5 protein-coding genes are annotated in these 8,505 nt (G+C 73.0%); all 5 read left to right on the top strand.

Going from position 1 to position 8,505, the window contains the following annotated elements; translation table 11 throughout:
• Positions 1 to 2,655: non-ribosomal peptide synthetase (locus YU1_RS32185; protein WP_156922368.1), on the top strand; the 2,655-nt coding region annotated here is incomplete at its 5' end.
• Position 2,656: 1 nt separating this feature from the next.
• The gene (locus YU1_RS32180; RefSeq protein ID WP_051357174.1) at positions 2,657 to 5,920 is read left to right on the top strand and encodes a non-ribosomal peptide synthetase; all 3,264 of its coding nucleotides are present in this window, start codon (positions 2,657 to 2,659) and stop codon (positions 5,918 to 5,920) included.
• Positions 5,917 to 6,717 (top strand): thioesterase II family protein, encoded by an 801-nt coding sequence (locus tag YU1_RS30690; RefSeq protein WP_035716324.1) that lies wholly within the window; start codon positions 5,917 to 5,919, stop codon positions 6,715 to 6,717. Before YU1_RS32180 ends, YU1_RS30690 begins: the two co-directional genes overlap by 4 nt.
• Positions 6,714 to 7,661 (top strand): GHMP family kinase ATP-binding protein, encoded by a 948-nt coding sequence (locus YU1_RS30685; protein WP_084540042.1) that lies wholly within the window; start codon positions 6,714 to 6,716, stop codon positions 7,659 to 7,661. The genes YU1_RS30690 and YU1_RS30685 overlap by 4 nt, the downstream gene beginning before the upstream one ends.
• Positions 7,658 to 8,503 carry a PALP domain-containing protein gene (locus YU1_RS0122100; protein WP_029005939.1) on the top strand — a complete coding sequence of 282 codons (846 nt, stop codon included), beginning with the start codon at positions 7,658 to 7,660 and terminating at the stop codon, positions 8,501 to 8,503. Before YU1_RS30685 ends, YU1_RS0122100 begins: the two co-directional genes overlap by 4 nt.
• The last annotated feature ends 2 nt before the right edge of the window (positions 8,504 to 8,505 follow it).

Raw genomic sequence — 8,505 nt, 5'->3', positions numbered from 1 at the left:
CTCTCCTACTGGCGCGACCAGTTGGCCGACTGCCCCGCCCGCATCGACCTGCCAACTGATCGGCCCCATCCTCCGGTGCAGTCCTATGCCGGCGGCCTCTTCACCTTCACCATCCCCGCCCCTTTGGTGCAGCGCCTGCGCGCCCTCGGCCAGCAGCGCGGCGCAACCCTCTTCATGACCCTGCTCGCCGCCTTCAAGGTCCTCCTCCTGCGCTATTGCGGGCAGGACGACATCGTCGTCGGCACACCCATCGCCAACCGCACACGCGTCGAGGTCGAGCCGCTCATCGGCTTCTTCGTCAATACCCTCGTCCTGCGCACGTCCCTCGCCGCAGACCCCAGCTTCACGGAAGTCGTCGACCGCGTCCGCGACACCACCCTTGCCGCCTATGCCCATCAGGATCTCCCCTTCGAGCGCCTTGTCGAAGAGATCCAGCCCGAGCGCAGCCTCGGACACCATCCGCTGTTCCAGGTCATGTTCGTCTACAACGCCTCGGCCACCGAGACCGAGGCCCGCGGCACCGCCGCCCCGCCCCCGCCCGAGCGCCCGCCCGAGGCCACCACCGGCACCGCCAAGTTCGACCTCACCCTGACGCTCGCCGACACCCCCGGCGGCACCGCCGCCGCCTTCGAATACGCCGCCGCCCTGTTCGAGCCCGACACCATCGCCCGCCTGAGCCGCCACTTCCTCACTTTGCTGGAGGCCGCCGCCGCCCAGCCGGACCGCCCCGTCGCCCGCCTGCCCCTGCTGGATGCCGACGAGCGCCGCCGCATCCTGGAGGACTGGAACCGGACCGAACGCCCCTGGCCGCAGGACGGCACCATCCACGCTTTGGTGGNNCGCCAGGCCGCCGCCACNCCNGACGCNCCCGCCCTGGAGCANGACGGCNCCNTCGTCTCNTATGCCGACCTCGACGCCGCCGCCAACCGCCTCGCCCGCCACCTGCNNGCNCNCGGCGTCGGGCCGGAGACCCGCGTCGCNCTCTGCCTCGACCGNGGCGCGGCGATGGTGGAGGTGCTGCTCGCCATCCTCAAGGCCGGCGGCGCCTATGTGCCGCTCGATCCCGCCTATCCCGCCGAGCGCTCCGCCTTCATGCTCGCCGACAGCGCCGCCGCTCTGCTCATCACGGACCATCCCCTGCCCGAGGCCCTCGCCGTGCCCGAGGGCTGCGCCGTCCTCCCCCTCGACGCCTGCCGCGCCGCCGCCGCCGCCCTCGATCCCGCGCCCCTCGACATCGACCTCCCGACAGATGCCCTCGCCTATGTGCTCTACACATCCGGATCGACCGGAACACCAAAGGGCGTCGCCGTCGAGCATCGCAACGTGGTGTGGCTGGTGGATGCCATGGGGGATTTTCCCCTCGGTGCCGGGGTGCGGGTGGCGCAGGCCTCCAACCCCATGTTCGACGCCATGACCTATGAGGTGTGGGGGGCGCTGGCCTCCGGCGCCTGCCTCGTCGGCCTCGCCAAAGAGACCGTCATCGATCCCCCCGCGCTCAAGGCCCGGCTGCGGGAGGCGCGCATCGATGTGCTCTACCAGACCGCCGCTCTGTTCGCGCAGGCGGTGACCGCCGTGCCGGACGTCTACGGCAGCCTGAAGCTGCTGCTGGTCGGCGGCGACGTGGTCGATCCCGCCCTGGTCCGGCGCGGCCTGCTGGCAGGGCCGCCGCGGCGCCTGCTGCATGTCTACGGCCCGACCGAGACCACCACCTTCTGCTCCACCCTGGCGCTGGACGCCCCGCCGCCGGCGGACCGGCCCTTGTCCATCGGCCGGCCGCTGGCCAATGTGCGCATGCTGGTGCTGGATGCCGCCATGCAATTGGTCCCCGTCGGCGTGCCGGGGCAGCTTTATGTGGGCGGCGGCGGGGTGGCCCTGGGCTATCTGGGCCGGCCGGAACTGACCGCCGAGCGTTTCGTCGCCGATCCCTTCCATCCCGGCGCGCGGCTCTATGCCACCGGCGACCGTTGCCGCATCCTGCCCGACGGCACGCTCGATTTTCTCGGGCGTGCTGATCTCCAGGTCAAGATCCGCGGCTTCCGCGTCGAGCCTGCGGAGATCGAGAGCGTGCTCCAGGCCCATCCCGCCGTGCGGCAGGCGGCCGTGGTGGCATGGCCCGTGCCGGGCGGCGACAAGCGCCTCGTCGCCTATGTGGTGCCCGCCGGCCCGGATGCCCCGTTCGACGCCTTGCGCGACCTGGTGCGGCGGACGCTGCCGGATTTCATGATCCCGGCCGCCTTCGTGGCGGTGGAGGCGCTGCCGCTCACCGCCAACGGCAAGGTGGACCGCAAGGCGCTGCCCGCCCCGGACGAAGTTCTGGACGGCGCGCGCGCCGCCTATGTGGCCCCGTCCACGCCGGTGGAACGGGAATTGGCGGCCATCTGGGCCGAACTGCTGGGCGCCCGGCGGATCGGCATCGCGGACGACTTCTTCGACCTCGGCGGGCATTCGCTGCTGGCGACCCGCGTGGTCTCGCGCCTGCGTGCGGCGCTCGACGTGGAGCTGCCGCTGCGCCTGGTGTTCGAATGCCCGACCATCGCCCAGCTCGCCAAGGCGGTGGAAGAGGTCCGCGCCTCCGGCGCCACCGCCGGTCCGGCGCTGGTGGCGAGCCGGCGCGAGGCCCGCAGCGCGCCCCTGCCCGCGGCGCTGGAGGATTGACATGACCGCCCTGCTCTCGGCCCCGCCGCCATCGGAGACCTACTACCAGTTCGACATGTCCTTCGCGCAGGAGCGGCTGTGGTTCCTCGACCAGCTGCATCCCGGCAATCCCATCTACAATGTGCACCAGCACATGAGCTGGAGCGCGCCGCTCGACATCCCCGCCCTGGAGCGGACGCTCAACGAGATCGTGCGCCGCCACGAGACCCTGCGCACCACCTTCCGCACCGTGGGCGGCCGGCCATGCCAGATCATCGCCGCCTCCCGGCACGTGGCGCTGCCGCTGGTCGACCTGTCGGAGCTGGAGGCCTCAAGCCGCCGCCGCGAGGCCGACCGCCTCGCCCGGATCGAGGCGCATGCGCCGTTCGACCTCGCCCACGGCCCGCTGTTCCGCGCCAGGCTGCTGCGGCTCGGGCCTCACGAGTATGTGCTTCTGCTCAACATGCACCACATCGTCTGCGACGGCTGGTCGGTGGGCAATCTGGTGCATGAGGTGGAGGCCATCTACGCCGCCTTCGCGCGCGGCAAGCCCTCGCCTTTGCCGGAGCTGCCGATCCAGTATGCCGACTTCGCCGAATGGCAGCGCGACTGGATGAGCAGCAACAGGATCGAAGCCCTGCTGGACTTCTGGCGGGAGCGGCTGGCCGGCTGCCCGCCGGTGCTGGCGCTGCCCACCGACCACCCGCGGCCGCCGATGCAGAGCCTGCGCGGCGACCTGTACCAGTTCGCCGTTCCGGCGGCGACGGCCGAGCGCCTGCGCACCCTCGGCCAGCAGCGCGGCGCCACCTTGTTCATGACCCTGCTCGCCGCCTTCAAGGTCCTCCTCCTGCGCTATTGCGGACAGGACGACATCGTCGTCGGCACACCCATCGCCAACCGCACACGCGTCGAGGTCGAGCCGCTCATCGGCTTCTTCGTCAACACCCTCGTCCTGCGCACGTCGCTGGCCGATGACCCCAGCTTCGCCGAGGTCGTCGACCGCGTCCGCGACACCACCCTTGCCGCCTATGCCCACCAGGATCTCCCCTTCGAGCGGCTGGTGGAGGAGATCCAGCCCGAGCGCAGCCTCGGGCATCATCCGCTGTTCCAGGTGATGATGGTGTTGCAGAACCACACGCGGGCGGACGCGCCCGGCCCCGGCGGCGGCGAAGTGGAGACCGGCACGGGCACCGCCAAGTTCGACCTCTCCCTGTTCCTGGTGGAAGAGGGCGAGGGCCTGCGCGCCGTGTTCGAATACAGCACCGACCTGTTCGCGGCGGCTTCCATCGCCCGCATGGCGGACAATTTCCGCGCCCTGCTGGCCGCGCTCGTCGCCCAGCCGGACACGCCGGTGTCGCGCGTGTCCTTCCTCTCCGCCGAGGAGAGGCGGCTGGTGGTGGAGGCGTTCAACGACACGCGGGCCGATCTGGAGCCGGGCTTGTGCGCCCACCATCTGGTGGAGCGGGCCGCCCGCAGGGCGCCCGATGCCCCGGCCGTGGAGAGCGATGCCGGCGCGCTCACCTACGGCCAGCTGGATGCCGCCGCCAACCGGCTGGCCCACCACCTGCGCGCCATCGGCATCGGCGACCGCGCCCGCATCGGCCTGTGCCTGGAGCGCACGCCGGACATGGTGGTCGCCGTGTTGGCGGTGCTGAAGGCGGGCGGCTGCTACGTGCCGCTCGACCCGGCCTATCCGCCGGATCGTCTCGCCCGCGTCCTCGCCCATGCGGAGCTGGCCCTGGTGGTCGGCAGCGCGCCCGCTTTGGCGGCATTGGCGCGGCCCGAGGGGCTCGGCGTGCTGGATCTCGGCGCGGCGGCGCAGGCCATCGCCGGACAGCCCGCGACGGCTCCGGACAGCGCGGTCGCGCCCGGCGACCTGGCCTATCTGCTCTATACCTCCGGCTCCACCGGCGTGCCCAAGGGCGTGGCCATGCCGCATCGCCCGCTGGCGAACCTGGTGGCCTGGCAGATCGCCCGCGAGGCCCCGGCCCGGACCCTGCAATTCGCCTCGCTGAATTTCGACGTGTCGGCGCAGGAGATCCTCTCCACTTTGGCCAACGGGGGCACGCTGGTGCTGCCGACGGAAGACGAGCGGCGGGACATGGAGCGGCTCGGCGCGCGCATCCGCAGCGCGGAAATCGCCCGGCTGTTCCTGCCCTTCGCCGCCCTCCAGTCGCTGGCGGCGACGGCGGCGGACTGGCACGAGCCCGGCGCCCTGCGGGAGATCGTCACCGCCGGTGAGCAATTGCAGATCACCCCCGCCGTGGCCGAGCTGGTGCGCCGGGCGGGCGTCGCCCGGCTGCGCAACCAGTACGGCCCCACCGAGACCCATGTGGTGACGGAGGAGGTGCTGGCCGGTGACCCCGCCGGCTGGCCGGCGCTGCCGCCCATCGGGCGGCCCATCGCCAATTGCCGGGCCTATGTGCTGGACGAACGGGGCGAGCCCCAGCCCATCGGCGTTCCCGGCGAACTCCATCTCGGCGGCGCCTGCGTCGCGCAGGGCTACCTCGGCGCGCCCGAACTGACCGCCGAGCGCTTCCTGCCCGATCCGTTCGCGGGCGCGGCGGGCGGGCGCATGTACCGCACCGGCGACATCGCCCGCTGGCTGCCGGACGGGCGGCTGACCTTCCTCGGCCGCCGCGATGGACAAGTGAAGATCCGCGGCTTCCGGGTGGAGCTCGGCGAGATCGAGGCGGTGCTGGCGGCCTGCCCCGGCGTGGCGGAGGCGGCGGCCACGGTGTGGACCGGCGAGACCGGGGCCGCCCGCCTCGCTGCCTATGTGGTCGCGGCCGCGCCCGGCCTGTCGCTGGAGGCCGTGCGCAACCACGCCCGGCGGATGCTGCCGGAGCATATGATGCCGGCAGACCTGATCGCGGTGGAGCGCCTGCCCACCACCGCCAGCGGCAAGATCGACCGCCGCGCCCTGCCGCGCGGCGAAGGCGCCGGATCGGAGCGGGAGGGCGTCTTCCTCGCCCCCCGCACGCCGGTGGAGGACCTGCTGGCCGGCATCTGGGGCGAGGTGCTGGGCATCGCTCGCGTCGGCGTCACTGACGATTTCTTCCACCTGGGCGGCCATTCGCTGATGGCCACGCGGGTGATGAGCCGCATCAAGTCCACGCTCAACATCTCCCTGCCGCTGCGCCTGCTGTTCGAGCGGCCGACCATCGCCGGGCTGGCGGATGCCGTCGTCTCCGCCTTGCTGGACGAGGAAGAGGCATCCGCGACCCTGCTGGACGAGATCGAGGCCCTGCCCGACGGCGATGTGACGGCGGGAGGCACACCGTGAACGCCCTCCCGCCAGCGGCCGATGCGACGCGCTGGGTCCGCCGCCAGCGGGCCGAGGGCGCGCCCGCCGTGCGCCTGTTCTGCCTGCCCTATGGCGGCGGCGGGGCGTCGCTGTTCAACGGCTGGCGCAACCACCTGCCGCCGGGCACCGAGGTCTGCGCCATCCAGCTGCCGGGCCGGCAGGACCGCATCGGCGAGCCGGCCATCGACGATCTCGACGCCATGGTCACGCAGCTGGAGGCCGCCGTGGCGCCGCTGGCCGGCGCGCCTTATGCCCTGTTCGGCCACAGCATGGGGGCGCTGCTCGCCTTCGCCTTGGCCCATCGTTTGCGGGCGCGCGGCGGCCCGGGCCCGCTCCACCTGTTCGTCTCGGCCTTCCGCGCGCCCCATCTGCCGGCCCGCCTCGGCCCGCTGGGCGGGCTCGACGACGACGCCTTCCTGGCCGAGCTGGGCCGGCTCGGCCGCATCTCCGGCATGCTGGAGGCGGCGCCCGACCTCACCGCGCTGCTGATCCCGGCGCTGCGTGCCGACGTCCGCCTGTGCGAGGCGTGGGCGTGCCCGGAGGGCCTGCCGCCCCTGCCGCTGCCGATCACCTGCTTCGGCGGGCGCGACGACGATTTCGTCCCGCCCGAGGACATGGCCGCGTGGCGGCGGCACACCACCGGACGCTTCCGCCACCACACGGTCCCCGGCGACCATTTCTTCATCCATGACTTCGCCGCGCACCTTGCCCCGCTGCTGGCCGGCGACCTCGGGGCATCGCTGCGCGCGCCGTCACACTGGGCCTTAAGATCATGAACACTCAGCCACGAACGCTGCAATGGCGGCCGGCCCGGGCGAAGGGCACGGGGCGGGCGATCGGCCACCATGGCGAGATCGTCCAGGGCATGTTTCCCACCCGCGACGGCGGTTTCTGCCGCGGCCTCATCACCCTGCCGTGCGAGGTCTTCCACGCCACGGCGACGTTCGCCCCGGAGCCCGAGGCGCCGCTGCGCTCCGTCCCCGCCGGCAAGGCGAAGGCGCTTGAGGCCGCCGCGCTGACGCTGAAGGAACTGGGGCAGGACAGCTGGGGCGGCGCGCTGTCCATCGACAGCAACATCCCCCTGCGCTGGGGCCTCGGCTCCTCCACGGCGGACGTCACGGCGACGGTGCGCGCGGTCTGCGACGCCTTCGGCGAGCGGCTGCCGGCGGAGCGCATCGCCCGCCTCGCGGTGGCGGCGGAGACCGCCTCCGATCCGATCATGTTCGACGATTGCGCCATGGTGTTCGCCCATCGCGGCGGGCATGTCATCGAGACGCTGCCCGGCGGACTGCCGCCGCTGACGGTGCTCGGCTTCCGCACCTCGGAGGAGGACGAAGGGGTGGACACCCTCTCCCATCCGCCGGCGAGCTATGACGAGGTGGAGACGCGGGCGTTCCGGCCCGTGGTCGGGCTGCTGCGGCGGGCGGCGTTCACCGGCGACAGCGCGCTGCTCGGCCGCGCCGCCTCGGCCAGCGCCCGCATCAACCAGCGCTTCCTGCCGCGCCGGCACCTGGCGGGCCTGGAGCGCATCGCCGCCGAGGCCGGCGGGGTGGGCCTTCAGGTGGCCCACAGCGGCATCATCGCCGGCATCCTGTTCGATCCGCACAGCCCGGACCTGCATCGCCGCGTCGATGCCGCCCGCCACGGCCTCGCCGATCTCGGCATCACCGAGGCGTGGTGCTTCCGCACCGCGGGCGACGACGCGCGGAGGGGCGGGTGAGCATCCGCGATCCTCTCCCCTCGGTCCATGCGGCGCTCGCCCAGCCGCGAATCCTGCACCTGCACGGCGAGCTGTATGCCGCGTTGTTCGGCAGCCTGCTGCAGATGCTGCCGGCGATCGACCTGGTGCGCGCCGCCGAGGCGGAGGGCGAGGCGCTGACCCTCACGGTGGAGACCACCGACGCGCAGATGGCGCTGGCGCTGGCGCTGGCCTGCCGCGCGCGCGGCCACGGCTTCATCGCCGTCTCGGCCCGGGGCTACGATCCGCTGACGGAACGCCGGCTGGCCTATCTCGGCGCCTCTGTCCAGCCGGCGGCGGCCGGCGCCACGCCCGGCGCCACGCCCGGCGCGCTGGCCCGGCGGCTGGGCGAAGGGCTGGCCTTCGCCGAAGCGGCCGAGATCATGTCCGAGGGCGTCGGCCATATCGACTGCCTGATCGGCCCGCTGGAGGCGGCCTATGCCCTGTCCGGGCTCGGCCGCTTCCTGCGCTACGTCAATCCCGCCTTGCGCGTCATCGGCGTGGACGTGCGCGGCGGCGGGCCTCCTCCAGCCGCGCCGGAGCCGTGCGACGAAATCCACTGCTGCGACCCGGACGAGGCCGCCGCCGCCGGCTGGAAGCTGCTGATCGACAAGGGGCTCGCGCCCGGCGCCGGCAGCGCCGCCGGCTATGCGGTGGCCGACCGCCATGCCCGCCGGCACCCGCAGGCGCGGATCATGCTGCTGCTGGTGGACCGGCCCTGGCTGCCGGTCCGCTGTCCCGAACCGGCGGCCTTCCCTCTGCCGACCAGCGGCTTCCGGCCGGTGGGGCAATTTGACGTGCCGCAGCTTTCGGGTGGGGCCTGACC

It is taken from the genome of Azorhizobium doebereinerae UFLA1-100, assembly GCF_000473085.1.
GTDB lineage: Bacteria > Pseudomonadota > Alphaproteobacteria > Rhizobiales > Xanthobacteraceae > Azorhizobium > Azorhizobium doebereinerae.
This window is presented reverse-complemented; position numbering and strand designations above follow the sequence as displayed.

Bases quoted from the DNA above. Each gene is read 5' to 3' on its own strand.
- YU1_RS30685 (WP_084540042.1), top strand. From the start codon at position 6,714: ATGAACACTCAGCCACGAACGCTGCAATGGCGGCCGGCCCGGGCGAAG.
- YU1_RS32180 (WP_051357174.1), top strand. From the start codon at position 2,657: ATGACCGCCCTGCTCTCGGCCCCGCCGCCATCGGAGACCTACTACCAG.